Consider the following 267-nt stretch of genomic DNA (forward strand, 5'->3'; position numbering starts at 1 on the left):
CGAGCACCTGCGCCTGAATCGTTACATCCAAAGCAGTCGTAGGCTCGTCTGCGATCAACAGCTCGGGATTGCATAGCAGAGCCATCGTGATCAGCACCCTCTGCTTCATCCCCCCGGAAAATTGGTGCGGGTAATCACTGTAACGATCCGCTTTTACCCCGACGGTTTCTAGTAGCTCGATGACCTGCCTTTTCGCTTCCGCCCTGCTCCCTTTTTTATGGGTCATGACTGCTTCCGTCAGCTGGTCACCGACACGCATGATCGGGT

General features: G+C 55.1%; 1 protein-coding gene. It reads right to left on the minus strand.

Annotation, left to right across the window (positions count from 1 at the left end; translation table 11 throughout):
- The coding region (locus SB775_RS30170) for an ATP-binding cassette domain-containing protein (protein ID WP_410864928.1) at positions 1–267 on the minus strand (267 nt) is incomplete at both ends.

This window comes from Peribacillus sp. SIMBA_075 (genome assembly GCF_046534585.1).